The sequence below is a fragment of the Streptomyces sp. NPDC002623 genome, from assembly GCF_053592635.1.
Genome location: NZ_JBSFWB010000007.1, coordinates 405,828 through 430,412, shown reverse-complemented (window position 1 = coordinate 430,412; position 24,585 = coordinate 405,828). Strand labels below are relative to the sequence as shown.

General features: G+C 70.7%; 22 protein-coding genes. 7 read left to right on the top strand and 15 right to left on the bottom strand.

Annotation, left to right across the window (positions count from 1 at the left end; translation table 11 throughout):
• Nucleotides 1-257: 257 nt before the first annotated feature.
• The gene (locus ACWD4O_RS16230) at nucleotides 258-1,661 is read right to left on the bottom strand and encodes a molecular chaperone Tir (protein WP_451280305.1); all 1,404 of its coding nucleotides are present in this window, start codon (nucleotides 1,659-1,661) and stop codon (nucleotides 258-260) included.
• Between the two features lie 127 nt (nucleotides 1,662-1,788).
• On the opposite strand from ACWD4O_RS16230, the gene ACWD4O_RS16225 reads away from it, so the two are divergent.
• Nucleotides 1,789-2,109 (top strand): ribonuclease domain-containing protein, encoded by a 321-nt coding sequence (locus tag ACWD4O_RS16225; protein WP_451280304.1) that lies wholly within the window; start codon nucleotides 1,789-1,791, stop codon nucleotides 2,107-2,109.
• Nucleotides 2,110-2,288: 179 nt separating this feature from the next.
• Here ACWD4O_RS16225 and ACWD4O_RS16220 read toward each other — a convergent pair whose 3' ends face one another.
• The 3 genes from ACWD4O_RS16220 to ACWD4O_RS16210 all read right to left on the bottom strand — a co-directional run bounded on the left by ACWD4O_RS16220 (nucleotide 2,289) and on the right by ACWD4O_RS16210 (nucleotide 4,024).
• Nucleotides 2,289-3,032, bottom strand: coding sequence for an EamA family transporter (locus ACWD4O_RS16220; protein WP_451280303.1), 744 nt, complete (start codon nucleotides 3,030-3,032; stop codon nucleotides 2,289-2,291).
• Nucleotides 3,029-3,514: a YbaK/EbsC family protein gene (locus ACWD4O_RS16215; RefSeq protein ID WP_451280302.1), complete on the bottom strand. Its 486-nt coding sequence runs from the start codon at nucleotides 3,512-3,514 to the stop codon at nucleotides 3,029-3,031. Before ACWD4O_RS16215 ends, ACWD4O_RS16220 begins: the two co-directional genes overlap by 4 nt.
• Nucleotides 3,515-3,640: 126 nt before the next feature.
• Nucleotides 3,641-4,024 carry a winged helix-turn-helix transcriptional regulator gene (locus tag ACWD4O_RS16210; RefSeq protein WP_450950076.1) on the bottom strand — a complete coding sequence of 128 codons (384 nt, stop codon included), beginning with the start codon at nucleotides 4,022-4,024 and terminating at the stop codon, nucleotides 3,641-3,643.
• Nucleotides 4,025-4,123: 99 nt separating this feature from the next.
• Here ACWD4O_RS16210 and ACWD4O_RS16205 point away from each other — a divergent pair, with 99 nt between their 5' ends.
• Complete coding sequence (locus ACWD4O_RS16205) at nucleotides 4,124-4,531, top strand: RidA family protein (RefSeq protein WP_451280301.1); 408 nt, start codon at nucleotides 4,124-4,126, stop codon at nucleotides 4,529-4,531.
• 38 nt (nucleotides 4,532-4,569) lie between these two features.
• Here the strand turns inward: ACWD4O_RS16205 and ACWD4O_RS16200 are convergent, their stop codons facing one another.
• From ACWD4O_RS16200 to ACWD4O_RS16185, 4 genes are all read right to left on the bottom strand, one after another.
• A complete protein-coding gene (locus ACWD4O_RS16200) occupies nucleotides 4,570-5,244 on the bottom strand; it encodes a hypothetical protein (RefSeq protein WP_451280300.1) in 675 nt (224 codons plus the stop codon).
• A gap of 115 nt (nucleotides 5,245-5,359) precedes the next feature.
• The gene (locus tag ACWD4O_RS16195; protein WP_451280299.1) at nucleotides 5,360-5,917 is read right to left on the bottom strand and encodes a lamin tail domain-containing protein; all 558 of its coding nucleotides are present in this window, start codon (nucleotides 5,915-5,917) and stop codon (nucleotides 5,360-5,362) included.
• 331 nt (nucleotides 5,918-6,248) lie between these two features.
• Nucleotides 6,249-8,504, bottom strand: coding sequence for an MMPL family transporter (locus ACWD4O_RS16190; protein ID WP_451280298.1), 2,256 nt, complete (start codon nucleotides 8,502-8,504; stop codon nucleotides 6,249-6,251).
• A 142-nt stretch (nucleotides 8,505-8,646) separates the two neighbouring features.
• Nucleotides 8,647-9,252 carry a TetR/AcrR family transcriptional regulator gene (locus tag ACWD4O_RS16185; protein ID WP_451280297.1) on the bottom strand — a complete coding sequence of 202 codons (606 nt, stop codon included), beginning with the start codon at nucleotides 9,250-9,252 and terminating at the stop codon, nucleotides 8,647-8,649.
• Nucleotides 9,253-9,445: 193 nt separating this feature from the next.
• Between ACWD4O_RS16185 and ACWD4O_RS16180 the strand changes: the two genes are divergently transcribed.
• Nucleotides 9,446-12,691: a S41 family peptidase gene (locus ACWD4O_RS16180; protein ID WP_451280296.1), complete on the top strand. Its 3,246-nt coding sequence runs from the start codon at nucleotides 9,446-9,448 to the stop codon at nucleotides 12,689-12,691.
• A 107-nt stretch (nucleotides 12,692-12,798) separates the two neighbouring features.
• Here the strand turns inward: ACWD4O_RS16180 and ACWD4O_RS16175 are convergent, their stop codons facing one another.
• From ACWD4O_RS16175 to ACWD4O_RS16160, 4 genes are all read right to left on the bottom strand, one after another.
• Nucleotides 12,799-13,086: a hypothetical protein gene (locus tag ACWD4O_RS16175; RefSeq protein ID WP_451280295.1), complete on the bottom strand. Its 288-nt coding sequence runs from the start codon at nucleotides 13,084-13,086 to the stop codon at nucleotides 12,799-12,801.
• A gap of 93 nt (nucleotides 13,087-13,179) precedes the next feature.
• Nucleotides 13,180-14,076 carry an SDR family oxidoreductase gene (locus ACWD4O_RS16170; RefSeq protein ID WP_451280331.1) on the bottom strand — a complete coding sequence of 299 codons (897 nt, stop codon included), beginning with the start codon at nucleotides 14,074-14,076 and terminating at the stop codon, nucleotides 13,180-13,182.
• 23 nt (nucleotides 14,077-14,099) lie between these two features.
• Nucleotides 14,100-15,035, bottom strand: coding sequence for an alpha/beta fold hydrolase (locus ACWD4O_RS16165; protein WP_451280294.1), 936 nt, complete (start codon nucleotides 15,033-15,035; stop codon nucleotides 14,100-14,102).
• Nucleotides 15,035-16,585, bottom strand: a complete 1,551-nt coding sequence (locus tag ACWD4O_RS16160; protein ID WP_451280293.1) for a flavin-containing monooxygenase — start codon at nucleotides 16,583-16,585, stop codon at nucleotides 15,035-15,037. Before ACWD4O_RS16160 ends, ACWD4O_RS16165 begins: the two co-directional genes overlap by 1 nt.
• A 156-nt stretch (nucleotides 16,586-16,741) precedes the next feature.
• Between ACWD4O_RS16160 and ACWD4O_RS16155 the strand changes: the two genes are divergently transcribed.
• Nucleotides 16,742-17,386 carry a MerR family transcriptional regulator gene (locus ACWD4O_RS16155; RefSeq protein WP_451280292.1) on the top strand — a complete coding sequence of 215 codons (645 nt, stop codon included), beginning with the start codon at nucleotides 16,742-16,744 and terminating at the stop codon, nucleotides 17,384-17,386.
• Between the two features lie 247 nt (nucleotides 17,387-17,633).
• On the opposite strand, the gene ACWD4O_RS16150 is transcribed toward ACWD4O_RS16155, so the two are convergent.
• Entirely contained in the window at nucleotides 17,634-18,437 is an 804-nt protein-coding gene (locus ACWD4O_RS16150) for an exodeoxyribonuclease III (protein WP_451280291.1), read from the bottom strand.
• A gap of 89 nt (nucleotides 18,438-18,526) precedes the next feature.
• On the opposite strand from ACWD4O_RS16150, the gene ACWD4O_RS16145 reads away from it, so the two are divergent.
• Nucleotides 18,527-19,009 (top strand): GNAT family N-acetyltransferase, encoded by a 483-nt coding sequence (locus ACWD4O_RS16145; RefSeq protein WP_451280290.1) that lies wholly within the window; start codon nucleotides 18,527-18,529, stop codon nucleotides 19,007-19,009.
• A gap of 25 nt (nucleotides 19,010-19,034) precedes the next feature.
• Here ACWD4O_RS16145 and ACWD4O_RS16140 read toward each other — a convergent pair whose 3' ends face one another.
• Nucleotides 19,035-19,631: a LuxR C-terminal-related transcriptional regulator gene (locus tag ACWD4O_RS16140; RefSeq protein WP_451280329.1), complete on the bottom strand. Its 597-nt coding sequence runs from the start codon at nucleotides 19,629-19,631 to the stop codon at nucleotides 19,035-19,037.
• The gene (locus tag ACWD4O_RS16135; RefSeq protein ID WP_451280289.1) at nucleotides 19,628-20,992 is read right to left on the bottom strand and encodes a sensor histidine kinase; all 1,365 of its coding nucleotides are present in this window, start codon (nucleotides 20,990-20,992) and stop codon (nucleotides 19,628-19,630) included. The genes ACWD4O_RS16140 and ACWD4O_RS16135 overlap by 4 nt, the downstream gene beginning before the upstream one ends.
• A 233-nt stretch (nucleotides 20,993-21,225) precedes the next feature.
• On the opposite strand from ACWD4O_RS16135, the gene ACWD4O_RS16130 reads away from it, so the two are divergent.
• Both ACWD4O_RS16130 and ACWD4O_RS16125 read left to right on the top strand, forming a co-directional pair.
• The gene (locus ACWD4O_RS16130) at nucleotides 21,226-22,011 is read left to right on the top strand and encodes an ABC transporter ATP-binding protein (RefSeq protein ID WP_451280288.1); all 786 of its coding nucleotides are present in this window, start codon (nucleotides 21,226-21,228) and stop codon (nucleotides 22,009-22,011) included.
• Nucleotides 22,005-24,458: an FtsX-like permease family protein gene (locus ACWD4O_RS16125; RefSeq protein WP_451280287.1), complete on the top strand. Its 2,454-nt coding sequence runs from the start codon at nucleotides 22,005-22,007 to the stop codon at nucleotides 24,456-24,458. Before ACWD4O_RS16130 ends, ACWD4O_RS16125 begins: the two co-directional genes overlap by 7 nt.
• The last annotated feature ends 127 nt before the right edge of the window (nucleotides 24,459-24,585 follow it).

Below are 24,585 nucleotides of genomic sequence, written 5' to 3'. Positions count from 1 at the left end.
ACGTTGTTGCGGCAACCATCGGCCCGTCCTCTTACCGGAGCCCCACAAGTTACTGGAGCTTGAAAGAAGGACATGAGGAGAACTGCAGCGGACAGGGTGGTGATCACCGCCGGGCCTGCTGCCCCGTTGATCCACGTGACGACGAGGAATGCACTCGCCAAGAGGCTCCACCATCGTCTCAAGCCGCCGAGCTGACTTCCTCTTGCCCCCGATGCCGCCATGTCTTTAATCTCGAACCACCGCTCACGATGGTTCGCCTATGTGACCGACGCCTCTTTACCCTTCCGAAAATCGTCGATTAGTCGATCCCACTCGTCAATAATGATTTGCCCGTCCACGATCTTCTGCAATGCAACGTGCATTTCGTTCATGATTGGCCGAATGTGGCGACTCTCTCTCGCCAGTTGCCGTGCGCTATCCGAGAAGGTATTCAGCTGAGGTGTGACCTCTTGAGTTACTCTGACGAGTTCTTTGACGCTTTGGATGAATTCCATGACCATCACCTCGCCTCTCTCATCCAGGACACCTTCGGATGCTTGCCTGATGAGCGAAATGATTCCGGGGTCAACCTCAAGAAGCCCGGTTGAGTACTTGGTTCCTAGTTGTGACATGGTCTTGACGGGCGCAGCAAGGCGCTTGGCCATTTCTTGCGTAACTCGAACTCTGCCCGCAAATCCTCCCCCTCTTGCGTCCGAGTAAGTCAACTCGTTGGCAGCCCAATCGATTTCCGCAGTGATGGCTTGAGTGACTTCGGAAAATTCTTCGATAGTCGCCGTCCATTTAGGGAGGGCATCCTTTGTGACCGCCATGACTTCGATGAATTCAGGCTCATCGAAATCTCCTATTGTGCGATTTGAATCGGGCGGTAGAACGGTCGAAGCCGAATCGATGATGTTACTAATTCGGAGCGCGAGCCTATGGATTGCCTGCCGATAGGTAGGCGACTTTTCGTCATCTAGGCGAAGCTCACGCCAATCCTCCCATTGCTGCCGAGCGACTAGCGCCGCCACTTCGTCATCGGCGTCATCGCCGGAGAGTTGTGAAACGTTAACGTAGTGAATGGGGAGCAGGAGGTCTTCCAGGTTTAGACTGGCAGCGTGGCCTGCGAAAGTGATTACCCCCTTCCGGCATTCTTGACTTTTAAGGAATCGTGGAGTCACGACGGGAATGAAGAATGTGACGCTTGACAATGCCATGTCGATCCGAGTGCGCCAAGATTCACCCCACGAGATCGATGCATCATCCAGGAATATTTTCAACTCTTCGCCTGTAATGATTTCAAACTCATATGCGATGGATTGGGCCAGTCGGGTAATCCTCCCGCCGTCCAATTCGTCGTCCCGTCGGCTATAGCACCAAAAGGCGACGGGCTCCCCGCCGGCCGGGCGGGGAGGCGTGCGAGCACTCGTGTCGGTCGTGGCCGACAGCCAGAGTCGCCGGAACCGTTCCTCGTCGCCGTTCAGTTCGCGGACGATTGCGTTGACAGTCACCCACGAGGGGTGCCGCCTGCCCTTGAGAGTGTCGGCCACTGTGGTGTGGCTGACCGTGCCGATGCGCTGCGCGAGGGAGCGCAGGCTGGGCCTGCCTGCCTGGCCGTATAGATCTTGGAGCGCAGTCGCCAGCTCGGCAAGCGGCTCGGTTGCCGCGTCGTTGATCGGCATCGATCCCCTACTTCCGCTTAATGGGCGGGCCTGACCGCCTCTGTAACGTGTAATCTTACAGAGCTTTACGGCGATCTGTCGTTGGGCGGTTTCGGCCTGCATTGGCCACGATATCGAGGAGGCGCGGATGACCTCGCCCTCAGGGAACCTTGCGGCGGGTTGCGTGCAGGGTACGTGCACCGTCAACGAAGCTCGGCTGCCCGTCGAGGCCCGCCAGGCCCTCGCCCTCATCGCCGCGGGCGGCCCCTTCCCGTATGCGCAGGATGATGCTGTCTTCTCGAACTTCGAGCGTCGGCTGCCGACCCGCCCGCACGGCTACTACCGGGAATACACCGTTCAGACCCCGAGCGCCCAGGACCGCGGTGCCCGGCGCATCGTGACTGGACGGGGACGGGAGGTGTACTACACCGAGGATCACTACACGACGTTCTGGTCGGTACTCAAGTAACGCTAGTTCACGGGTGAGGTCCGGGTGCGCCCCCAAGAGGTGGTCCACTCGGTGGACTCGGGAGCAGGCACGATGCCCAGTCGGTGTTCTGCAGATCTTCATCGCGCTCATGGTGCTCGACGAGGCAGGAGTAAGAAATTGCCTCATCCAGCCCCCTGAGCAGCGAAGTCATTACCGCATCAGCCAGACTTGACCGACGATTCGCGCAACGCGGCGATCGGCGCCAGTTCCGCGCGGGTCTGGGCCCACAGGACGAGGGCGTACGCGAGGACGGACAGTGCGGCGCCGAGGAGGCCGACGGCGGCGAAGGGACGCAGGAGGGCGACGGTCCGGCCGCGCCAGCGGTGGACGGCGTAGGCCGGGAGGACGAAGCCCTGCACGGCCATCAGCCAGGCGATGTAGCCCAGCGAGGACCCCGAGGCGCGGACGCCGAGGCCGTCGACGACGGTGTACGCGGCGATGGTCAGTCCGGTCGCCAGCGCGGCCCCGATCGCCGCCCAGTCGGGCCGCCGGCCGCGCAGCCCCCACAGGGCGACGCCGGTCAGTCCCGCGCAGGACAGGGCGATCCCGGCGGCCGCCCAGCCGTCGGGCACCTCGTGCACGAACACGGCGGCCAGGACGGTGACCACGAGGGGCGCGGAGCCGCGCGCGATCGGGTACGCCTGCCCGAAGTCGCCGAGCCGGAACGACCGCATGAGCAGCGCGTAGTAGGCGATATGAATGAGCGAGGAGCCGAGCAGGTACGGCCACGCGGCCGGCGCCGGGAACGCGGTGAACGGTGCGAGCGCGAGCCCGATGACCATGCCGCCGCCGGCGATCAGCGTGAACCCGACGAGTTTGTCGGTGATCCGGTGGGCGATGGCGTTCCAGCCGGCGTGGGTGACCGCGGCGACCAGGACGGCCGTGGTGACCAGCGGTGTCACGCGGTGTGCTCGCGGACGTCCACGAGGGTCGCGTCGGCGTGCTCGACGAGGTCTGCGGGGGCCATGGGGAACACGGTGTGCGGGGTGCCCGCGGCGGCCCAGACGACGTCGTGGGCGAGGAGACTGCGGTCGGCCAGCACCGTGGTCCGGGTGCGGTGGCCGAAGGGCGGGACGCCTCCGATCGCGTAGCCGGTCGTCTCGCGTACGACGTCGGCGGCGGCCCTGGTGACCTTGCCGGCGCCGAGTTCTCTGCGGACCAGCTCCACGTCGACCCGCGAGGCCCCGTCCATCAGCACCAGCACCGGGACGCCGTCCGCCGCGAAGATCAGCGACTTGCAGATCTGGCTCAGCTCGCAGCCGATCGCGGCGGCCGCCTCGGCTGCGGTCCGGGTGGCCTCGGGGAAGCTGCGCGTCGGAAGGTCGTCCAGGCCGAGGACGCGGAGGGCTTCGGCGAAACGGGGGTGCGCGGCAGACGTCGTCATGCGGGCACGCTAACGGTCGGTGTAGGGGGCAGGCGAGCGGATTCCGCGCGTGACGACGCGCCGTCGGGCGTCGAGGCCGTGCCGTCAGGCGCCGCTGCCGTGCCGTCAGGCGTCGAAGCTGTGCCGTCAGGCGTCGAAGCTGTGGCGTGAGGCCTCGATGTGGCCGAGGTGGCGGTGGGTCCAGTCGCACATCGCGTCGACCGTCGCGCGCAGGCCGCGGCCCGCCTCGGTGAGGGTGTACTCGACGCGCGGCGGCACGGTGGGGTGCACGGTCCGCTCGGCGAGGCCGTTGCGCTCCAGCATGCGGAGGTTCTGGGTGAGCATCTTGTGGCTGATGCCCTCGACCTCGTCCCGCAGCTCGCTGAAGCGGAGGGTGCGTTCGCCGAGGGCCTCGATGATCAGGAGCGCCCACTTGTTGGCGACGTCCGAGAAGATCTCGCGCGCGAGGGAGTCGGCCCGCCTGAGGTCCGCCATTTCCTCGGGCGTGCCCTTGAACTGCTTGGTCACCATCAGGTTCCCCAGTCACCGAAAAGTGCGTTCTTCCATGTCAGGAGCCACTCTCTTACGGTTCCCCAGTAACCACAAGAGAGCACGGAAGCAGGCAATGTCATGCCCATCACCCTGATGAACCCCGCCGGACTGCCGACGATCGACGTCTACCGGCAGGTGTCGGTCGCGTCCGGCTCGAAGCTGGTCTTCGTCGCCGGACAGGTCTCCTGGGACGCCGACGGAGTCACGGTCGGCGCAGGCGACCTCGCGGCGCAGGTCGAGCGGTGCTACCTCAACATCGGTACGGCCCTGGCGGCGGCCGGCGCCTCCTTCGACGACGTGGCGAAGCTGACCGCCTACGTCGTCGACTGGACGCCCGACAAGATGCCCCTGTTCCTGGCGGGAGCGGGGCGGGCGTTCGCGAAGCTGGGGGTGACCCCGGTCCCGCCGGCCACGCTGCTGGGCGTCGCGGCGCTGGACGTCCCCGACCACCTGGTCGAGATCGAGGCGACGGCCGTCGTCGACTGAGCGCCGTCGACCGAGCGCCGTCGACCGAGCGCCGTCGGTCAGATGCGCCAGGTGTCGGAGTACTGGATGTGCAGACGGGCCGGTACGTGGCGGCGGGCGGTGGCGTGCGGCCAGGGGCCGGCGCCGAGTTCGACGCAGAAGTGCCCGGCCCCGGCGCCCGGGTGGCGATGGGCATACGACGGGGCCTCGTCGACCAGGGCGCGCAGCGCGGTGCCGTGTTCCCGGAACGCGGTGGAGCTGCCCACGACGAAGAGGGTGTGCGCGGCGATGTCGAAATCGAGGTGGTCGCGGAACTCCCGGTGGTGACGCCGGTCGTGGTCGATGGCCGTCTCGTCGGGGAAGTCCTGGTCCGGGGTGGTCACGGTATGGGGTCTGCCCGCGCCGAGGCGGGCCCTGATCTGCTTCCACGACGCGGTCGGAAACTGCAGGCTGTGGTGGACCAGGACCACATCCAGCGCGACCGGCTCGCCGTCGCCGACGACGCCCTCGGGGACCGGGTCGGCCCGGATCGGCAGATGGACCAGCGACCGGGCGGATCGGGCGGCCAGCGCCCACAGGGCGACGAGTTGGGCCGCGCCGTCCCGGTCGGCGTACATCGACAGCCAGTGCCGGTCGTCGCGCAGCGCCAGCCGTCCGGCGGCCGGGTCCGCCCGGATCACCCGGAACTCGTCGCCGCCCAGCCGTACGTGGTGTATCCGTACCCGAGTGCTCATCCGGCCCAAGGATACGAAGTCCCTTGGATCACCCGGACCGACGCCCGGGACATGAAAGAGCGGCGCGCCCGACCCGGAAGAAAGGGTCGGACGCGCCGCGGGCCGTGCGGGTCGGTCAGTGGCGGTCGCCGCCGTGGTGCTGACGGTCGCCGCCGTGGTTGCGGTCACCGCCGTGGTGCTGACGGTCACCGCCGTGGTTGCGGTCGCCGCCGTGGTGACGGTCGTGGCCCCAGGACTCCTCGTCGACGAAGCGGTCGCGGTCGTTGCGCAGGGTGGCGGTGTCGGCGCGGTTGCCCCACACCTCACGTCGACGGTCCTGGAACAGGTCGCTGCGGGTGTCGCGGCCCTCACCGGTGTGGATGCGGACGGTGGCGCGGGGGGCCAGACGGTAGCGGCGGAACGTGTAGGTCTCGCCGCTCTCGTCCGAGAGGGTCCAGCCGTGCAGGTTGATCTCGTGGCGGGTGGTGTTGGTCAGCTCCACCCACTCCTTGTTCAGGGAGCGGGCGGAACGGTCGTCTCGGCCCGGTGCGTCGTACTGCACGGCGCTGATCTCCACCTTCGGCCGGTCCTGACGCGGGTGGTCGGCGGCGGAGGCCGGCAGCGCCACCGTCCCGACCACGGCGGCGGCGACCGCGGCGACGGCGAGACAGCGAGCGGAAACAGAAGCAGACACAAGGTCTCCTAATTTGTGCGGGTTTGCGGACCAATCGGCCGCACGGCCAACACTTGACCATCACCACGCACCAAGCGCCCCATTGACACCGCTCGTTACGAACCGACCATATTTCGGTGACAGTAGCCTTCAATGTCCATGTATGTAACGAACGCTCCGAACCCTGGCCTGACCGGCCCGCATGGCCCGGGACGGGACCGCGCCTCACCCGAAAGTGGGTCACGAAGCGGGACACGAAGCGGGGCGCGAAGCGGGACACAAAAAAGAAGCCGGTGAGGGCGCCCCGTCCCCACGGAGCCCTCACCGGCGGTCCTTCAGTCGGAACGGGGCGTCAGACGCGCACCAGTTCCCGGTCCTCGTCCGGATCCGAGTGCTGGGCCTCGACGAGCTTCTGCAGGCCCTCGCCCTCGACGTCCACGTTGGGCAGGACACGGTCCAGCCACTTCGGGATCCACCAGGCCTTCTTGCCCAGCAGGGCGAGGACGGCCGGCACGATCGCCATGCGCACGATGAACGCGTCGAAGAAGACGGCGATCGCGAGGCCGAAGCCGATCATCTTGATGATCGGCTCGGTGGAGCCGATGAAGCCGGAGAAGACGGCCATCATGATGACCGCGGCGGCGGCGACCACCCGGGCGCTGTGCCGGAAGCCGGTCACCACGGCCTGGCTCGCGCTCTCGCCGTGGACGTACGCCTCGCGCATCCGGGTCACGAGGAACACCTCGTAGTCCATCGCCAGGCCGAAGACCACGCCGACCATGAAGATCGGCATCATCGACATGATCGGGCCGGTCTCCTCGACGCCGATGAGACCGCCCAGCCAGCCCCACTGGAAGACCGCGACGACGGCGCCGAGCGCGGCGAGCACGCTGAGCAGGAAGCCGAGGGCCGCCTTCAGCGGGACCAGGATCGAGCGGAAGACCACGATGAGGAGGAGGAAGGCGAGGCCCACGACCAGGCCCAGGTACGGGATCAGCGCGTCGTTGAGCTTCTGCGAGAAGTCGATGTTCATCGCCGTGGTGCCGGTGACCAGCACCTTCGCGTCCGTGTCGGCCGTCACGTCGACGCCCTCGGCACGGATGGCGTGCACGACGTCCTCGGTCTGCGTCGAGGACGGCTTCGACTCCGGGATGACGGTGATCATCGCGGTGTCGCCGGCCTTGTTGAACGTCGGCGGGGTCACCGTGACGACGTCCTTGAGGCCCTTGACCTCGTCGGTCACCGCGTTGGCGGCGGCCTGCGGGTCGGCGCTGTCCTTGGCGTCGACGACGAGCATCAGGGGGCCGTTGAAGCCGGGCCCGAAACCCTCGGACAGCAGGTCGTAGGCCCTGCGCTGGGTGGTGGACGTCGGCTGCGAGCCCTCGTCGGGCAGGCCGAGTTCCAGTTGGGTGGCCGGCAGGGCCATCGCGCCGAGGCCGACCACGCCGAGCAGCAGCACGGCGACCGGACGACGGACGACGAAGCTCGCCCAGCGGCTGCCCATGTTGGGCCGGTCGGCGACGGAGCCGTCCGTGGCGGCCTCGGCGGATCCGGCCTTCTTCGCCTTGCGGCCGCCGAGCAGCTTGCCCTTCTCGCCGGCCGGCTTGACCTTGCGGCCCGCGTAGCCGAGCAGCGCCGGGACCATGGTGAGGGCGATGAGGACGGCGATGACGACCGTGCCCGCCGCGGCGAGGCCCATCTTGGTCAGCATCGGGACGTTGACGACCGCGAGTCCGCCCAGCGCGATCACGACCGTGAGGCCCGCGAAGACCACCGCGGAGCCGGCGGTGCCCACGGCCCGGCCGACCGCTTCCTCGCGGTCGCGGCCCTCGGCCAGCTCGCCGCGGTAGCGGGAGACGATGAACAGCGCGTAGTCGATGCCGACCGCGAGGCCGATCATCAGGGCCAGCGTGGCGGTGGAGTCGCCGAGGTCGAACGCGCTGGCGAGGGAGGTGATGGTGGCGCCGCCGATGCCGACGCCGATGATCGCCGTCAGCAGCGGAAGTCCGGCCGCGACGAGCGAGCCCAGGGTGAGGACGAGGACGATCGCGGCGATGGCCAGGCCGATGATCTCGCCGGTGGCCGCCTGCTCGGGCTCGGCCTGCAGCGCGTCACCGCCCATCTCGACGGTCAGCCCGGCGTCCTTGGCCTTGTCCCCGGTGGCTTCCAGGGCGTCCCGGGTGGAGTCCTGGATCTCGATCGCGGAGACGTCGTACTTCACCGACGTGTAGGCGATCGTCCCGTCCTTGCTCACGGCGTTGGACGTGAACGGGTCGGTGGCGGAGACGACCTCGGAGCCGTCGCCGAGCTCCTTGACGGTCCTCTCGACGATCGCCTTGTTGGCGGTGTCGGTCACCTTCTGGCCGTCCGGCGCCTTGAAGACGACACGGGCGGTGGCGCCGTCGGCGCTGCCGCCCGGGAACCGCTGTTCCAGCAGGTCGAAGGCCTTCTGGGCCTCGACGCCGGGGATGGAGAAGGAGGAGGTGCCGGCGGCGGGCGCGGAGGCCGCGCCCACGCCTGCGAGGGTCAGCAGCGCCACCCATATCAGGACGGCGAAGTGTCGTCGGCGAAAGGCGAGTCGGCCGAGTTTGTAAAGGAACGTGGCCACGGAGGCGTACTCCCGGTCAGGTCGTGTGTGTGGGGGCCTGTGTCGGACCCCAAGGGCAGGGTTGACCAACCCGGCGGGGAGACACGGGTGATCGGCCCGACGACGTGAGCGGTGACGTCAGGAGGGCGGACCGTGGGGACGGTCAGGTGGTGGTGGGTGCGCAGAGGGCGGGGAGCACCACTGCGTCGATGTACGAAAGGAGGAAGGCCTGCGTCGGCGGCTGCTCGTCGAGCATGGTGCGGGCGGCGAACGCGCCGATCATCATGTGCGGGACGAACGCGAGCGCCGGGCTGTCCGCGCGGACCTCGCCCCGGTCGACCGCCCGCTGCATGACCCGGCGGAACTCGGCCATCTCCGGCTCGATCAGGTGTTCCTTGAACGCCTTCAGGAGGTCCGGGTTGCCGTGGATCGCCATGGCCAGGCCTCGCATCAGCGCGGAGTTCTGCTCCATCTCGCAGTCGTCCGAACGCATCGTGAGGGCGTGCAGGTCGCCTCGGACCGAGCCGGTGTCGACCGCGCCGGCGGAGCCGCCCGGCTTGTCGTGCCGGACCGCCCTGGCCACCAGCTCGGCCTTGCCGCCCCACTGGCGGTAGAGGGTCGCCTTGCTGGATCGCGTGCGAGCGGCGATGGCGTCCATGGTGAGGGCGTCGTAGCCGACTTCGCGGAGCAGTTCGAGCACGGCCTCGTAGAGCTCGGCCTCGCGCTCGGGGGTGATGCGGCTGCGACGCGCCGTTGCGACCTCAGTCATTCCGCTCACCTTCCCGCTCTGGACCCAGCTGAACCGACACGGTTCCGTATCCGTACATGACGAATGTAGCGCACTCTCATGCGAAACGAAACTGTTTCGTACGTGCTCTGCCTCACGTCGACCGGCGCCACGTACACATGTCGCACATCTGTCATAAGTTGCCCTGGTCCATCCCCCGGAAAAGCATGGGGAGGTGAGCTATCTGCGCCTGCCCCACCTCAGCGGTGACCTGTTGTGCTTCGTGGCCGAGGACGACCTCTGGCTGGCCCCCCTCGACGACCCGGGCCGCGCCTGGCGGCTCACCGTCGACCGGACGAAGGCCGGACACCCCCGCTTCTCCCCCGACGGCCGCCGGATCGCCTACACGAGCTGGCGCAGTCTCGTCCCCGAGATCCATCTGGTGCCGGTCGAGGGCGGACCGGGCCGGCGGCTGACCTACTGGGGCAGCTCCGACACACAGGTCCGCGGCTGGACACCGGAGAGCGACATCCTCGCCGTCGCCTCCCACGGCGAGCCCTTCTCCTACTTCACCTGGGCCTACAAGGTCCCCACCGACGGCTGCCCCGGCCGCAAACTCCCCTGGGGCCCGGTCTCCGACCTCCAGGTCGCCGACCTCGACGGCGAGCGCCGGACCCTCCTCCTCACCGGCACCCCACCGCATGAACCGGCCGCCTGGAAGCGGTACCGCGGCGGCGCCACCGGCCGGCTGTGGCTGCACGGGCAGCGGCTCCTCGAAGGCCTCGACGGCCATCTCGACTCCCCCCTCTTCGTCGGCGGACGGATCGCGTTCCTCTCCGACCACGAAGGCGTCGGCAACCTCTACTCCTGTGCCTACGACGGCTCCGGCCTGCGCCGGCACACCGACCACGACGCCTTCTACGCCCGGCACGCATCGAGCGACGGGACCCGGGTGGTGTACCAGTGCGCCGGGGAGCTGTGGATCGTCGACGACCTCGCCGCCGACTCCGCACCGCGCCGCCTCGACGTCCGGCTGAACGGTCCGCGGGCCGGGCGGCGGCCGTACCAGATCCCGGCCGCCCAGCACGTGGACGGCGTCTCCGTCGACGAGACCGGACGGGCGAGCGCCGTCGTCGTCCGCGGCAGCCTCTACTGGCTGACCCACCGGGACGGCCCCGCCCGGACGATCACCGACACCCCCGGGGTACGGGTGCGGCTGCCGGAGATGCTCGGCTCGGGCGGCCAGGTCGCCTATGTGACGGACGCGGAGGGCGAGGACGCCGTCGAGATCGCCTTTCTGCCGCGGGCCACCGGCGACCGCGAGCCCCGCAGGCTGGCCTCCGGGGAACTCGGCCGGGTCCTGGAGATGGTCTCCGACCCGCAGGGCGAACGCCTCGCCCTCGCCGCGCACGACGGCCGGCTCCTGCTCATCGACGCGACCGAGGAGTCCGACGGGGAGGTCACCGAGGTCATCTCGTCGACCAACGGACCCGTGCGCGACCTGGCCTTCTCCCCGGACGGAACCTGGCTGACCTGGTCGCATCCGGGCATCGGGCGCTCCCTGCGGCAGATCAAGATGGCCCGCATAAAGGACCGGCTGATCGTGGACGTGACCAACGGCCGGTTCGAGGACGAGAACCCCGTGTTCACGCGCGACGGCCGCTACCTCGCCTTCCTCTCCTGGCGCGGCTTCGACCCGGTCTACGACGTCCACACCGGCGACCTGTCCTTCCCGCTCGGCTGCCGGCCCTACCTGGTGCCGCTCTCCTCGGCGACCCCCTCCCCCTTCGCCCTGACCCCGGAGGGCCGACCCGCCGCCGGCGGCCTGGACCCGGTGGAGGACGACGAGGGCGGCGGCGACGGGACCGTGACCGTCGAGATGGAGGGCCTGGAGAGCCGGGTCACGCCCTTCCCGGTGACGGCGTCCAAGTACTCGGCGATGTACCCGGTCGCGGGCGGCGGACTGGTGTGGCTGCGCTGGCCGATCTCCGGCGCGCTGGGCGAGACGTTCGCCAACCCGGACGACACCAGCGGGCGGCCCACCCTCGAACACTTCAACATCAGCAAGGCGAAGAAGTCCGAACTCGTGGACCATCTCGACTGGTTCGCGCTCAGCGGCGACGGCAGCCGGCTGGTCCTGGTCGACGAGGGCGAGCTGCGCGCGGTGCCGGCCGGCGAGTCCGGGGACCTCGACTCCACGGTCTGGATCGACCTGCGGCGCATCCTGCACGAGGTGGACCCGGGCGCCGAGTGGCGGCAGTCCTACGAGGAGGCCGGGCGGCTGATCCGCGCGTACTTCTGGGACCCGGGGATGTGCGGGATCGACTGGGACGCGGTGCTGGACCAGTACCGTCCGCTGGTCGAACAGGTCGCCTCGCCCGACGAGTTCGCGGACCTGCTGCGCGAGGTGCTGGGCGAGCTGGGCACCTCCCACGCGTACGTCACCGCCGCCCGGCGCAACGAGGGGCCGCCGCACTACCAGCGCCTCCAGGGTCTGCTGGGCGCCAACTTCGTACACCGGGACGGCGGTTGGACCGTCCGGCGGATCCTGCCCGGCGACTCCTCGGACTCCAAGGCGCGCTCCCCGCTGGCCGGGACCGGGATCCGGGAGGGCGCGGTGCTCACCCACGTGGACGGCCGTGAGGTCGACCCGGTGACCGGCCCGTACCCCCTCCTCGCCGGAGCGGGCGGCACGACGGTCGAGCTGACCTTCACCCCCGCGGAGGGCGAGGCGGGCCGCTCCCGCCGAGTGGCCGTGGTCCCCCTGACCGACGAACGGCCCCTGCGCTACCAGGACTGGGTGGCCAAACGGCGGGCCGTGGTACGGGAGTTGAGCGGCGGCCGGTGCGGCTATCTGCACATCCCCGACATGGGCGGCTCGGGCTGGGCCCAGTTCAACCGCGACCTGCGCATGGAGGTGTCGAGACCGGCCCTGATCGTGGACGTGCGCGGCAACGCGGGCGGCCACATCAGCGAACTGGTCGTGGAGAAACTGACCCGCACGATCCTGGGCTGGGACCTGACGAGGAACGCCCAGCCGGTGTCGTACGCGTCGAACGCGCCGCGGGGCCCGGTCGTGGCCCTGGCCGACGAGGCGACCTCCTCCGACGGCGACATGATCACGGCCGCCTTCAAACTCCTCAAGCTGGGCCCGGTGGTCGGCCAGCGCACCTGGGGCGGAGTGGTCGGCATGACCGGCCGCCACCGGCTCGGCGACGGCACGGTCATCACCGTCCCGATGAACGCGGCCTGGTTCGACGCGTACGGCTGGTCCGTGGAGAACAGGGGCGTCGCCCCCGACCTGGAGGTCCTGCGCACCCCCCTCGACTGGGCCGAGGGCCGCCACGCCCAACTCGACGACGCGGTCCGACTGGCCCTGGACCTCCTCGCCACCGGCCCCCCGGCGACCCCGCCCGACCACACCGACGTCCCGGACCGCAGCCGCCCGAAGCTGCCGCCGCGGGCGCCTTCTTCTCCATAGGAGCGCGCGGAACCGCGCATCGTTTCAACGCACTCAGGGTGCCCTCCGAGAAGGGCACCCTGAGTAACCGGCAAGAGCCGAGCAGTACAGCTACGCCTGGGACACGACTACATGTCGTAGTCCTGGCTCAGCCGGTCCTCCTGCTCGCGCCGCATCCGCTCCGCGTCGCCCTCACCCGGCCGCGCACCCGGCCGCGCGCCCTGGCGCACACCCTGACGCTCGCTCGGCCGCTCTCCCGGACGCTCGCTCGACCGCTCTCCCGGACGCTCGCCGGGGCGCTCGCCGGGGCGCTGCTTGCCGCGCTGCTGGGCCTGCTCCTTGGCCTGTTCGGCCTTCTGCTTGGCCTGCTGCTTCCACTGCTCGGACTGGTCCTGGAACTTGTCCTTCATACCCATGTGGGTTCACTCCTGTGGGAGATGAGGGGGGGTTGGGGCCCCTTGGTGGGGCCTCGACCAGATTCACATGGGCGGTCACGGCGCGCATGTCGATCAACTACGCTGCGTAGTTCCCGTGCTCCTGGCCTGCTCGTCGGCCGAGCCGCCCGCGCCCACCAGCCCCGTCCGGATCCCCTGCAGCCTGGGCGCGAACCGTTTCATCTCCCGCGCGCCGACCGTCGCGACGATCCCGGGAAGACAGCCGCGCACGCCCTGCATGCCCCGCAGCCACCACTGTCCGTACACGTGCGACGAGCGCCGTTCGATGCCGGCCACGATCCGGTCGACGGCCGGCCCGAGCGGGTACGTCTTGTTCGACGGCCACGGCAGCCGCTGCCTCAACTCCCGCATCACCTCGTCCTGATCGGCCCCGCGCACCATGTCCGTGTCGGTCCAGGACAGATATCCGACGCCGACCCGGACGCCCTGGTACGCAACTTCGGCGCGCAGACTGTGCGCATACGCCTCCACGCCCGACTTGGACGCGCAGTACGCGGTCATCATCGGCGCCGGGGTGATCGCGGCGAGCGAGGCGATCTGGAGCAGGTAGCCGCGGCTCTCCTTCAACAGCGGCAGGAACGCGCGGGCGGTGACCGCCGAGCCGATCAGGTTGACCTCGATGACCCGCCGCCAGGCCTGCGGATCGGAGTCGGCGAACGGACCGCCGTTGGCGACACCCGCGTTGGCGACCACGATGTCCACCCTGCCGAAGCGTTCCTTCACCTCCGCCGCGACCCGCGCCATCGCCTCGTGGTCGGTGACGTCGGCGTACCAGTGGTCGCTGTCGCTGTGCAGCCGCTCGGAGACCTGCTTGAGCGCGTCCGGCTCCAGGCCGACCAGCGCGACCTTCGCACCGCGTGCGGAGAGCTTGCGGGCGAGCAGTTCCCCCACGCCCCGCGCGGCCCCGGTGACGACGGCCACCTGTCCTTCGAGGCTGACCCTGCCGCCCATGCTGCCCCTGCTGCCTGTGCTGCTCATGCGCCCTCCTTCAACTGTGCGTACGCGGTGACGAGTTCCCGGATTCTGCGGTTGACCAGGTCGGGCGCCTCGACCGGCGTCATATGGCCGAGGCCGGGCAGTTCGGTGACCCCGAGCGACCGGGGCAGGGCCGCGGCGATCCGATGGGCGTGGACCGGCGGGGTCAGCCGGTCGCCGGTGCCGACCAGCACCGCCGTCGGCACCCGCAACTCCCGTACCGAGTGGTCGAGATCGAGCAGACTCAGCACGTGCGACCAGGCGTGCCGCACCCTGCGCGGGCAGGCGTGCACGATCCGGGCGCAGGCGTCCACCAGATGCGGGGCCGAACCGGCGCCCATCGTCGCGTACTTCAGGATCCGTTTGGCGACCGGTGTGACCGGCCCGAGCGGCGCCCGCGACCCGAGGACGCGCCGGGTCAGCCAGGTCCGCAGCCGACCCGGCCGCAGGGGGACGACGGTGGACTCGGCGACCAGCCGCGAGGCGCCGGTGCTGCACAGCAGGACGGCCACCGCGTGCTCCCGGAACACGCCTCTGGAGGCCGCCGCCAGGATCGTCATGCCGCCCATGGAGTGACCGGCGATCACGGCCTTCTCCCCGGGCGCGAGCGTCGCGTCGAGGACGGCTTCCAGGTCGTCGGCGAGGGCGTCCGTGCTGCACACCGGGCTCGCCGGGGTGCGTCCGTGGCCGCGCTGGTCGTAGGCGATGACGCGGTGGTCGACGGCGAGGTCGCGGATCTGCGCCGCCCAGAAGGCCGTCGAGCAGGTCCAGCCGTGGGCGAGGACGACGGCGGGCGCGGTCCCGGGATCGTGATCGGGGCGGTGTTCGGGGTCGTGTCCGGGGCCGTGTCCGGGGCCGTGTCCGGGGCCGTGGATCTCGACGTGCAGCGGGGTGCCGTCGGCGGAGACGGCGGTGAGTTCGCGGTAGGCCGTCACTACGCCGTCACCTCGTCCTTCTCGTCGTTTCTCTCGTCGTTTCTCTCGTCGTCCCTCTCGTCGTCCTTCCCGGCCGTGACGGCGGGGGCCCGCAGGACCTCGTACTCCGCGAGGTCCACACGCCGCGTGGCCTTGCGGAACTCGGCGGTGGTGCCCGGCCAGACGGTGGTGTTGCGGCCGTTCGCGTCCAGGTACCAGCTGGTGCAGCCGCCGGTGTTCCACACCGTGCGCTTCATCCGCTCCTGCACCCGACGGTTCCAGGCCTGCACGGCGCTCGGCCGGGCGTCCAGAGCCGCGCGCCCGCCGAGGACGTCCAACTGCCGCAGATAGTCGGCCATGTAGTTCAGCTGGGACTCGATCATCAGGATCATGGAGGAGTTCCCGAGGCCGGTGTTGGGGCCGATGATCGTCATCCAGTTGGGGAAGCCTGCGGCGGAGGCGCCGCGCAGGGCCTCCATGCCGTCCTTCCAGCTCTCGGCGAGGGTCCGCCCGTCGGCGTCCACCACCCGGTCGGTGATCGGCATGTCGGTGACATGGAACCCGGTGCCGAAGACGATCGTGTCGACCTCGGCCTCGCTCCCGTCGGCCGCGACCAGCGTGGACCCCCGGATCTCGCTCAGCCCGCTCGCGACGACGTCCACGTTGGGCTGCGCGAGGGCCGGATAGTAGGCGCTGGAGAGCAGGATCCGCTTGCAGCCGATGCGGTAGTCGGGGGTGAGTCTGGCGCGCAGCGCCGGGTCCTTGATGGCGCGGGCCATGTTCCGCTTCGCGATCTGCTCGACCAGGCCGAGTTCGTTCGGATGCTTGGTGAACGCCTGGACCTGGAGTTCCCGCAGGCCCCACAGGAGCCCGCGGCGCAGCTGGGCGGTGACGGGCAGGGCCCGGTGCAGGGCGCGTTCGGCGCCGCTGATGGCCCGGTCGACGCGGGGCATCACCCAGGGCGGGGTGCGCTGGAAGAGGGTCAGCCGGGAGACGTCGGGCTGGATGGCCGGCACGATCTGGATCGCGGACGCGCCCGTGCCGACCATGGCGACCCGCTCACCGCGCAGATCGTGCCCGTGGTCCCACTGGGCGGAGTGGAACACCTTGCCGGGGAAGGAGTCGAGGCCGGGGATCTCCGGCACCTTGGGATCGGACAGCGGCCCCGTCGCCGACACGACCACGTCGGCGAAGTACCGTCGCCCGCCGCTCGTCTCGATGTCCCAGCGCAGCTCCTGCGGGTCCCAGGTCATCCGCAGCACCTCGGAGTCGAGCCGCAGATGCGGCCGGAGCCGGAAGACGTCCGCGACGTGCTCCAGATAGGCGCGGATGTGCTCCTGCCCGGAGAACGTGCGCGGCCAGTCCGGGTTGGGGGCGAAGGAGAAGGAGTACAGGTGGGAGGGCACGTCACAGGCGCACCCCGGGTAGCTGTTGTCCCGCCAGGTCCCGCCGACGCTGCTCGCCCGTTCCAGGACGACGAAGTCGGTGATCCCCTCGCGGCGCAGCCGCACGGCGGCTCCCAGCCCACCGAAGCCGGATCCGATCACCGCCACCCGTACGTGTTCGGTCATCCCGACGCCTCCTAGCCGTGCGTGCGACTCTACGGACCTTGCGACCTTGCGACCTTGCCAGTGAACACTGGCGCAATGGGAGCGTAGAGCAGCTCCGTACCGATGGGTAGGGCCGGGAGAGGGAGAGTTACCGGCGGTAGAACATAGGCTTCGCCCGTGACGGAGAAGCGGGAGTACCGGACGGAGGAGCTGGCCGGGGAGGCCGGCATCACGGTGCGCACGCTGCGCTTCTACCGCGAACGCAAACTGCTCGCGCCGCCCCGCCGCGAGGGCCGCATCGCCTGGTACGACGACCATCATCTGGCCCGGTTGCGCACGATCGCGGCACTGCTGGAACGCGGTCACACCCTCAACGGCATCGCGGAGTTGGCCGACGCCCTCGACCACGGCCGTGACGTCGCCGACCTCCTCGGCGTCGGCGGACCCACCGAGGAGGAACCGGTCCGGCTCACCCCCGAGGAACTCGCCGCCCGCTTCGAGGGCCAGGTCACCCCGGAGAACCTCGCCGCCGCCCTCGACCTCGGCTACCTGGGCACGGACGGCGACGAGATCGTCCACATCAGCCGACGGCTGCTGGACGGCTGCGCCGCCCTGGTCCGCGAGGGCATCCCGCTCGCCGAGGTCCTCGCGGCCGGCGCACGCGTCCGCGAACACGCCGACGCCCTCGCCGACCTCTTCACCGCCCTGATCCTCCGCCACACGACCGAGGAAGACCTGCCCCGCCTGCGCCCCCTGGCCGCGAGCGTCATGGACGCGGAACTCTCACTGGCGCTGGACCGACGGTTGCGCAAGCACAAGTAGCTCCGGTTGCGACGGCGACGGATTGCGCCATCCGGCACTGCAACCGTCCTGGATTTCACGGGCGTTCACACCATGGAGCCATTTCCCGGCCGACAGCGGACGGAAATCGGTTCGCACTCCGAGAGTGAGATCGAAAAGGCCCCGGCGGCTGTGCCATCAGCCCCGGGGTGTGGCCGAAGGCTCCCAACCCGACCAGCACAGGCCCTGAATGAGGCGGGGCGTACCGGTCGGGTGCGCCCCGCTCTTCTCACGGTTCGAACACCACCGTCACCGGAGCATGGTCCGACCACCGCTCCTCATAGCTGGCCGCGCGCTCCACGTACCCCTTGACCGCACGCCTGGCAAGCCCTGAAGTCGCGACGGCCAGGTCGATCCTCCACCCTGAGTCGTTCTGGAAGGCCCGTCCCCGGTACGACCACCAGGTGTACGGTCCCTCCACGTCCGGATGGAGCTCGCGCACGACGTCGACGTAGCCGCCGTCCGTCGGCGCGAGGACCCGGCTCAGCCAGTCCCGCTCCTCCGGCAGGAAGCCGGAGTTCTTCTGGTTGGCGCGCCAGTTCTTCAGGTCGGCCTGCTGGTGGGCGATGTTCCAGTCGCCGCAGACCAGGACCTCGCGGCCGTCGGCGGCGGCGCGGGCGCGCAGATCCTTGAGGTGGGCCAGGAACTCGGTCATGAAGCGGACCTTCTCGTCCTGCCGGTCGGTGCCGACCTCGCCGGAGGGAAGGTAGAGGGAGGCGACCGTCACACCGGGCAGGTCGGCCTCGATGTAGCGGCCGCTGCCGTCGAACTCGGCCGAGCCGAAGCCGATCCGGACGGCGTCCGGTTCACGGCGGGTGTACAGGGAGACGCCGGCCCGGCCCTTGGCGGCGGCCGGGGCGTGGGTGACATGCCAGCCCTCGGGCGCACGGACCGCCTCCGGCAGCTGCTCGGGCTCGGCGCGCACCTCCTGCAGGCACAGCACGTCGGCGGAGGTGTCCGCGAGCCACTCGACGAAGCCCTTCTTCGCGGCGGCACGCAGTCCATTCACGTTCACGGAGGTCACGGTCAGCACCCGGGCACGATACCGGCACACTGGACGAGGTCCAGTTTTCCGACCGGTTTCCGGCCTTCACGAGGGTGTACAAATTTACTGTGAGTGACATGAACATACGCCGGGTCCCCTTCGACCACCCCGACGCGGTCAAGCTCAACGACGAAGTCCAGGCCGAGTACCACGAGCGTTACGGCGACGGCGGCGACGCCACGGTCCTGGAGCCGTCCGACTTCCTCCCGCCGCGCGGGGTGTATCTCATCGCCTACGACGAGGCCGAGCGCCCCGTGGCCACCGGCGGCTGGCGCAGCCAGGACGAGAACGGCGAGGGCAACCAGGACGGCGACGCCGAGCTGAAGCGAATGTTCGTCGTGCGGGACATGCGCGGCCGGGGTCTGGCGCGGCGGATGCTCACCGAGCTGGAGGCGGACGCGCGGGCGGCCGGACGGATCCGGATGGTCCTGGAGACCGGCTCCGAGCAGCCCGAGGCCATCAGCCTGTACACGGCCACCGGGTACGAGCCGTGCACGAAGTTCGGCTACTACCGCGAGTACGACTCCAGCCGCTGCTTCGCGAAGCCCCTCAGCCTCTGAGGACCCTCGGCGCTTCTGAAGCCCCTCAGCTTCTGAGGTAGGCCAGCACGGCGAGGACCCGGCGGTGGGTGTCGTCGGCCGGGGGCAGGTCCAGCTTCGTGAGGATGCCGCCGATGTGCTTGCCGACGGCCGCCTCCGACACCACCAGCGCCCTGGCTATCGCCCCGTTGGACTTTCCCTCCGCGACCAGCGCCAGCACCTCCCGCTCGCGCGGGGTCAGCCGGGCCAGCGGGTCGCGGCGCCGGCGCAGCAGTTGTCGTACGACCTCGGGGTCGACGACCGTGCCGCCGGCCGCGACCCCGCGCAAGGCGTCCACGAACTCCTCGACCTGGCCGACGCGGTCCTTGAGCAGATAGCCGACGCCGCTGCCGTCCCCGGAGTCGAGCAGTTCGGCGGCGTACGCGCGCTGGACGTACTGGCTGAGGACGAGCACCGGCAGCCCGGGCCGCTCGGCGCGCAGCCGGACCGCCGCGTGCAGCCCCTCGTCCTGGAAGCCGGGCGGCATCCTGACGTCGGTGACGACGACGTCGGGCTCATGCTCCGCCACCGCCGTGAGCAGCGCCGACGCATCGCCGACCGCCGCGACGACCTCGTGGCCGAAGCGGGTGAGCAGGGCCGTCAGGCCGTCGCGGAGGAGGACGCTGTCCTCGGCGAGGACGACGCGAAGTGCTCGTGCATCGGTAGAGGTATCGGTATCGGTGTCGGTGTCGGTGTCGGCTCGCAAGGGATCTCCACACGCAGCAAGGTCGGTCCGCCGGGCGGGCTGGTCACGGACAGTGTTCCATCCAGCACTGACACTCGGTCCGCGAGACCGGTGAGCCCGGTGCCGCGTGCATGGTCGGCGCCGCCTCCGCCGTCGTCGGACACCTCCAGCACGAGCAGCCCTCCGTCCCGGTGCTCGACGTGCACGCGCGCGCGTGCCGCTCCGCTGTGCCGGGCCACGTTGGCCAGCGCCTCGCGGACCACGAAGTGGGCGGCGGCCTCCACCGCCTGTGGCAGCCGGGCCGCCTCCGGCAGCTCGCACTCCACGTCCACCGGGACCGGCGACCGGTCGGCCGCGTCGGCGACGGCCGCCGCCAGGCCGTGGTCGGCGAGCACCTTGGGGTGGATGCCGTGGATCAGCTCCCGCAGTTCGGCGAGCACCGCGCCCGCCTCGTCCTGGGCGCGCGCGAGCTGCTCGGCGAGCGGTCCGCCGGGCGGGGCGTCGAGCCGGGCCAGGCCCAGGGCCATGCTGAGGGCGACGAGGCGTTGCTGGGCGCCGTCGTGCAGATCGCGTTCGATGCGGCGCCGCTCCGCCTCGAAGGCGTCGACCAACCGCGCCCGGGACCGGGTCAGTTCGACGACCCTGGCCTCCCTGCCGCCGTCGCGCGGGGCGACCAGCCGACGGGTCAGCGCGGCACGCGCCCCGGCGGCGGCGCCGAGGACGTACGCGCCGCCCGCCAGCAGCAGCACGCCCAGCACGGCGGAGCCGAACGCGGCGGGCTGACCGGTGACCGTCCACAGCTTCACCACCCGTATCTCCCGCCCGGCGCCGACCGTCGCCAGCAGCAGCGGGGTCGCGGCCATCGCCAGCGGCAGGACCAGAGCGACGGCGAGCAGGACGGCCTCGGCCGGCCAGAGGAGGCAGGCGGCGAGGAGCGTGTGGCCCAGCTCGCGCCAGGTGGCGCGGTCGCGCAGGCGGGTGGTGAGCCAGGCGCGCACGCCGGGCGTACGGAGCTCGGCATGTGCGCCGGGCGCGGGCTCCCCGTCGATCCACCGCAGCCTGCGCCGCTCCAGCGCGCCCACGGGCAGCCCGGCGAGCAGGGTGACCGCGAGCAGGGGCAGCCCCACGAGCACGACCGCGAGGACCCCGCCGACGGCCACCCACAGCACGAGCCCCACCAGCACGACCGCCCCGCCGACGGCCCCCGTCAGCAGATAGGCGACGGCCCGCCAGGGCCACGGCGAGAGCAGATAGCCCGGCCGGGACAACGCCTGCCACACGTTCCGGGGAGTCGAGGGAGGCGGGGGAGGCAAGGGAGGCGAAGGATCCGACGGTTGAAGGGGATGCAAGGGATGCAGGGGATGCATACGGATCACCGTAGGAGTGCGGCCGACGGCCTGGCCATCCCTCTGGCCCGAGCCTTCGGGGTATGCCCAGCCCTACCCCAAGTCTCGTTCCTGCCCGACAGACCCGGCGGGGCTGCGCACGCTTTCGTTGAGCCATGACCGCAGCGATGACCGCAGCCACAACCGCACCCACCCTCCAACTGACCTCCGTGAGCAGGCGATACGGCACCGCCGGCACCGGCACCGGTGTGACCGCACTCGACGACGTCACCCTCGCCCTCCCCCGCGGCTCCTTCACCGCTGTCATGGGGCCGTCCGGCTCCGGCAAGTCGACGCTGCTCCAGTGCGCCGCCGGACTCGACCGGCCGACCTCCGGCTCGGTGCGGATCGGCGGGACCGAGCTGACCGGGCTGAGCGAGCGACGGCTGACGCTGCTGCGCCGGGAGCGGATCGGCTTCGTCTTCCAGGCGTTCAACCTGCTGCCCGCCCTCACCGCCGAGCAGAACGTGGCCCTCCCGCTGCGTCTGGCGGGCCGCCGCCCGTCGAAGGCGCGGGTGCGCGAGGCCCTGCGCCAGGTCGGACTCGCCGACCGGGCAGGCCACCGCCCCGCCCAGCTCTCCGGCGGCCAGCAACAGCGCGTCGCCCTGGCCCGCGCCCTGATCACCCGCCCGGAGGTCCTGTTCGGCGACGAGCCGACCGGCGCGCTGGACTCCACGACCGGCCGCGAGGTGCTGACCCTGTTGCGCTCCATGGTCGACGAGACCGGCCGGACGGTCGTCATGGTCACCCACGACCCGCTCGCCGCCTCCTACGCGGACCGGGTGGTCTTCCTGGTCGACGGCCGCGTCCACGCCGAACTCGCCAACACGGGCACACGCGCGCGTGTAGGTGGGAACGTCTTCGCCGAGACGATCGCGGCGCGCATGGCGGGACTGGAGAGTGCCGCGTGCTGAGCGTCGCGCTGCGCACCCTGCGGGCCCGGTGGGCCGCCTTCGTCGGCAGTTTCGTCGCCCTCGCGCTCGGCGTCGCGCTGCTCACCGTCATGGGGCAGGCGCTGGCCGCGTCGCAGAACGCGCCCGCGCGCGCCCCGGAGCGTTTCGCGGCGGCGCCGGTGGTGGTCAAGGGGCAGGACACGCTGCGGGTGGCGACTCCGACCGGCGAGCGGACGGCTCCGCTGACCCGTCCCCGCCCGGTGCCCGCCACGACCGTCGCCGCCCTGCGCGCGCTGGGCCCGGTCACCGAGGACCGCTCCTTCCCCGTCACGGCGGAGGGCGCCCCCGACGACCTGGTCGGCCACCCCTGGTCGACGGCCCGCTTCGCCCCGTACCGCCTGAGCACGGGCCGGCCGCCCGAGGCGGCGGACGAGGTGGTGGCATCCGGGGACTGGACGACCGTCGGCGCCCGACTCCGCACGTCGGACGGGCAATTGAGGGTGGTGGGAACGGCAGACGGCCCCGTCCGCTTCGAGAACGCCCTGTTCTACACGGACGCGCAAGCGGCCCGACTGGCGCCCGTGTCCCACCAGTTGGTGGTGGAGACGACCGACCGGGCGGCCCTACGGGCGATCGCGGACGACGACGTCCGCGTCCTCACCGGGGACGACCGTCGGCTGGCCGACGCCGCCCCCGGCCGGGACGCCGAGGCGCTGACCGCGCTGAACGCCCTGTTCGGCACGGCCGGCGGCGTGACCGCCTTCGTGTCCGTCTTCGTCGTGGCCTCCACCTTCGCCTTCGCGGTGGACCGCCGACGCCGCGAGTTCGGGCTGCTGCGCACCGTCGGCGCCACCCCGGGCCAGATCCGGCGGACGGTCCTGACAGAGGCCCTGCTCATCGGCGCGCTCGCCGCGGCGACGGGCTGCGCGCTCGGCGCGTACGCCGCACCGCACCTGGCCGAGCTGGTCGTCGACGGCGGGCTGGCCCCGGACTGGTACGCGATCGGCGGCCACGGCGAAGGGACCTGGCCGTACCACCTGGCCTTCTGGACAGGCCTGTCGGTCGCCCTCGGCGGCGCGGTCGCCGCGTCCTGGCGAGCCGGACGGACCGCCCCGGCCCAGGTGCTGCGCGAGGCCGCGGTCGACGGCCGCGCCCTGACCCGGGGCCGGCGTCTGTGCGGTACGGCGCTGCTGCTGACGGCCGTGGCGACCCTGGCGTATGCGCTGCTGACCGACCCGGGCGAACTGCTGCACCGCAAGACGTACATCAGCCGCCCCATGCTGCTCATCACGGCGGTGGCCCTGCTGTCACCCGTGCTGGTGCGCCCCCTGGTGCCCCGACTGCCCGGCACGACAGGCCTGTTGGTCCGCGCGAACGCCGTCACCGGGGTCCGCCGCACGGCCGCCGTGGCCGCGCCGGTCCTGATCACCGTGGCACTCGCGGGCTCGCTGCTGGGCGCGACGGCCACCCTGAACGAGGCGAGGGCGGCCGAGGTACGCCGACAGACGACCGCGGACTTCGTAGTGACCCCGCAGACCCCGCAGACCCCGAGATCCCCGGGGACCCCGACCGGGACGGTGCTGGAGGCAAAGGACGTCGAGCGACTGCGGCGGCTGCCCGACACGATCGTCTCCGCGGTCTCCGCCACCACGGTCTACACCGTCGAGGACGGTGTGGCGCTGGTGAAGTCGCAGGCGAGGGCGGCCGATCCGGCGCTGCTCGCCGCCACCGTGGCACTACCGGTGACGGCCGGTCGCCTCACGGACCTCGACGACGACTCGATCGTCGTGACGGAGGAATGGGCGCACCACCGCGTGGGACAGCAGGTGCGGTTGTGGCTCGGTGACGGCACTCCGAAGACCCTTCGCATCGCCGCCGTACTGGCCACCGGCACCGGGGACAACGGCGCCTACGTCACCCCGGCCAACGCGGGCGGAGCAGACGTGGACCAGGTCGACGTACGGGTGCGAGCGGGCGCCGACAAGGCTGCGGTGGCGGCGCGGCTACGGGCCATGGACGGGGTGAGGGTGAGGGTGATGGACAAAACCCAGTGGGTTCGCGCCACTTACCCGGAGACGAACCGGACGACCCGCCTCGGCGTGCTCCTCGTCCTGGGCGTCGCGCTCCTGTACACCGGCATCTCGCTCGCCAACACCCTGATGACGGCGACCGCCGACCGCCGACCCGACCTGACGGCCCTGCGCCTGGCCGGCGCCACCACCGCCCAGGTCCTGCGCCTGGCCACCGTGGAGACCCTGACGGTCGTCGCCCTGGGCGGCCTCCTCGGCCTCCTGGTGACGGCCGTCAACCTCGCCGGCATGACCACCGCACTGCACCTGCTCTCGGCCCCGACACCACCGGTCCTGCCCTGGCCGGCCCTCGCCTGGACGACCGCGGCATGCGCCCTGCTCGCGACGACCACGACTCTCGCGTCAACAGCACTGGCCCTGCGCCCCCGGAGGACGTGAACCACGCGAACGGGAGTTGGTGCCGGGCCGGGCACTGCGCAAGCCGGGCAAGCCGGGCAAGCACCTTGGGAAGCAAGATCCGGAGTAGTTGCCGTACTTCGCTGCTGATGCGACGCCAAAGAACCCC

What these genes read in the sequence shown, in the direction of transcription:
- ACWD4O_RS16200 (WP_451280300.1), bottom strand. Translation starts at nt 5,244, where the DNA reads ATGAGCACTCGGGTACGGATACACCACGTACGGCTGGGCGGCGACGAG.
- ACWD4O_RS16210 (WP_450950076.1), bottom strand. Translation starts at nt 4,024, where the DNA reads ATGGTGACCAAGCAGTTCAAGGGCACGCCCGAGGAAATGGCGGACCTC.
- ACWD4O_RS16215 (WP_451280302.1), bottom strand. Translation starts at nt 3,514, where the DNA reads ATGACGACGTCTGCCGCGCACCCCCGTTTCGCCGAAGCCCTCCGCGTC.
- ACWD4O_RS16160 (WP_451280293.1), bottom strand. Translation starts at nt 16,585, where the DNA reads ATGACCGAACACGTACGGGTGGCGGTGATCGGATCCGGCTTCGGTGGG.
- ACWD4O_RS16205 (WP_451280301.1), top strand. Translation starts at nt 4,124, where the DNA reads ATGCCCATCACCCTGATGAACCCCGCCGGACTGCCGACGATCGACGTC.
- ACWD4O_RS16230 (WP_451280305.1), bottom strand. Translation starts at nt 1,661, where the DNA reads ATGCCGATCAACGACGCGGCAACCGAGCCGCTTGCCGAGCTGGCGACT.
- ACWD4O_RS16170 (WP_451280331.1), bottom strand. Translation starts at nt 14,076, where the DNA reads ATGGGCGGCAGGGTCAGCCTCGAAGGACAGGTGGCCGTCGTCACCGGG.
- ACWD4O_RS16145 (WP_451280290.1), top strand. Translation starts at nt 18,527, where the DNA reads ATGAACATACGCCGGGTCCCCTTCGACCACCCCGACGCGGTCAAGCTC.
- ACWD4O_RS16185 (WP_451280297.1), bottom strand. Translation starts at nt 9,252, where the DNA reads ATGACTGAGGTCGCAACGGCGCGTCGCAGCCGCATCACCCCCGAGCGC.
- ACWD4O_RS16225 (WP_451280304.1), top strand. Translation starts at nt 1,789, where the DNA reads ATGACCTCGCCCTCAGGGAACCTTGCGGCGGGTTGCGTGCAGGGTACG.
- ACWD4O_RS16175 (WP_451280295.1), bottom strand. Translation starts at nt 13,086, where the DNA reads ATGGGTATGAAGGACAAGTTCCAGGACCAGTCCGAGCAGTGGAAGCAG.
- ACWD4O_RS16130 (WP_451280288.1), top strand. Translation starts at nt 21,226, where the DNA reads ATGACCGCAGCCACAACCGCACCCACCCTCCAACTGACCTCCGTGAGC.